This is a genomic window from Pseudoalteromonas sp. G5_S1_14_S5, from assembly GCF_054968605.1.
This window is the reverse complement of sequence record NZ_JBQKUM010000163.1, coordinates 1-2171: the sequence shown is the minus strand read 5'-3', so window position 1 is coordinate 2171 and position 2171 is coordinate 1. Positions and strand designations below refer to the sequence as shown.

Sequence of the window (2171 nt, the reverse complement as noted above, 5' to 3'; positions counted from 1 at the left end):
ATTAGCTCCATACCTTTGCCGTCACAAGGTTGGTGTGTGAGAGTCAAACCTTCGTCTACATCAAATGCCGAAACCATATAGAGAGGGTGCTGTTGTTTGCTTGCTTCCGCCCCTTTTAGAGCCTTCCCATCAACACTGATTATAGGCTGAGCATGTTTCTCTCTGTGCAAATTGACCCAGCCCACCATCGCTTCTAAGAGCGTCTCTGGCACAACGGCTCTCATGATCGCAGCTATATTATGTCGAGTGGGAAGACCATTTTCGTAGGGGAAATACTCACGTAACCACTCGATATTTCCTTCACCGAAATCCTTAATCTCTGTCCACTTATTTTGACCACAAATCATGGCTGTTATGACCAAAAAAGCGACTTCCATAACAGGATAAACTTGATTGATGTGCGAACGGGTATCTTTCACTTTTTTAAGTTGCTCAATGATAATCATGTGCGAATTTCTCATGTTATTTTACTTCATGATCAGATCGTGATTATCTAAAAAAGTTCCTTGTAAAATAAAAGCCTTTATTTTCAGTGGTTAAAGTTCGAACCCGCCCTTACCCTGGGGCAATGGCGGAATATCAGCGCCTAACGCATACCTGTGAACTGGGAGAGTTATGAGGGGAACCGCCAGCGCCTTGTTACATGATTTAAAGCCATCTTTAATTTTTCAAAGCCTGAAATTCAAAAACATCGTCTCCGTCTAATTTGTTTGAACCTGTCAAGTTATCAGACGCATAAATATCGAGATTGATTATTTCTTTGAGTGTGTTTATGAAGCTTTTCCCATGTACGTCATATGCAATATTACAGCCGTATAATATAATTCGACCATCCTTTTCAAATGAACCGTTCCATTTAGAAAGAGTATCTTTGTAAAAATTAATATTTTTTATATTTAGTCGAGCGTTGCCAAGATGAACGGTGCCATTTTCACCATGAGAAACTATATGGAGGGTGGAGATATTTTCCTTTTCCTTAATTATATTGTATATATTATCAACCCCATCTTCTTCTTTTATTAAATAGAATATATCTGCCTCTCTCTTTAACCCACTTAATAGTAATTCACTATTCTTTACTCCCGAATCGATTATTACCACTTCGTATGTTTTTTTAGACTCATAATGTAAATATATTAAACTTGTACAAGTTAAAAAAGCGATCGGAAGAACAAATTTAATTAAATACTTAACCAAGATTGTAAATGTTGCGTTCATGAGATTTTTCCATGAAAAAGCCATATCATCATTATATAATACTCGAATTCAGATAATAAGTGCGACACCTTTCTCTTGATCAGATCTTATAACGATTCTCCAGTAGCAAAGAGAGTTTTAGCTACCCGATAACCTTTCACTTGAGATTGAAGTTCATCCCACCCGTCCCAAACGGTTATCCAACTCGCCATACCTGTTCTTTTTGTGTCGGTAAAACCACCTAACTTCGCAATGGATTGATAAGCCCATTTCATGCTTGGCGCTCCTTTGCCTTTATGGTTTCGAGGCTTATAATGTTGCATTAATATTCGCCATTCATCCTCTTCTAATACACTGTTACAACTCTGATTTTCCAACGCTTTAGCTTCCTCAACTTGACCTCTTTTGCGAAGGTAAATTGGAAGCGTAAGGACCTCTCGAAGCTGCAACAAACGAACCCCTACGAATGCGAGGATAGAGGCTGCTCGTTCTAAATTATCTGCCGATGTCATTCGTAATCTTTCAACACCAGCCCCTGTTTTCCAGGCTTTATGGAAGTCTTCTATGCGCCATCTCGTTGCGTAAATTTCTATTACATGGAGCTGTTGTTGTAGTGTCTCTATCGGCTCACTGGTTAAGAGCATCCATGACACTTTTTCATGCTCTTGGACTGAGCTAGATTCTTGAGCGTAAACCACATTAAGTTGATGCTCTTGTCCTCCCATCTTTATCGTTACAGTACTCGCTTTTACTGTTAATTTGGCTGTGCGTGACGGGCGATTTTTCGTCTTGTTGCGGGAGCCTGTCACTCCTTTCTGTGGGATAGTGATCGTGTAACCGCCTGTGACGGGTTGAGCATCCATATGCTCAAACAGCTTTTGTTTATCAACAAGTATTCTAGAGTGTTTGGCTCTGACAACAAAACGTTCACTATGCGATTGTTTATCTGCCAAGTAACTCATGATATCGGCTTC

General features: G+C 39.7%; 3 protein-coding genes. All 3 read right to left on the bottom strand.

What is annotated here, in order from left to right; translation table 11 throughout:
- Positions 1-446, bottom strand: a 446-nt coding sequence (locus ACTRWI_RS22305) for an ISAs1 family transposase (protein ID WP_499133881.1), incomplete at its 3' end; no start/stop codon positions are given.
- Between the two features lie 214 nt (positions 447-660).
- Positions 661-1218 (bottom strand): DUF4347 domain-containing protein, encoded by a 558-nt coding sequence (locus ACTRWI_RS22300; protein WP_499133880.1) that lies wholly within the window; start codon positions 1216-1218, stop codon positions 661-663.
- An 86-nt stretch (positions 1219-1304) separates the two neighbouring features.
- Positions 1305-2171: IS4 family transposase (locus tag ACTRWI_RS22295; RefSeq protein WP_499133879.1), on the bottom strand; the 867-nt coding region annotated here is incomplete at its 5' end.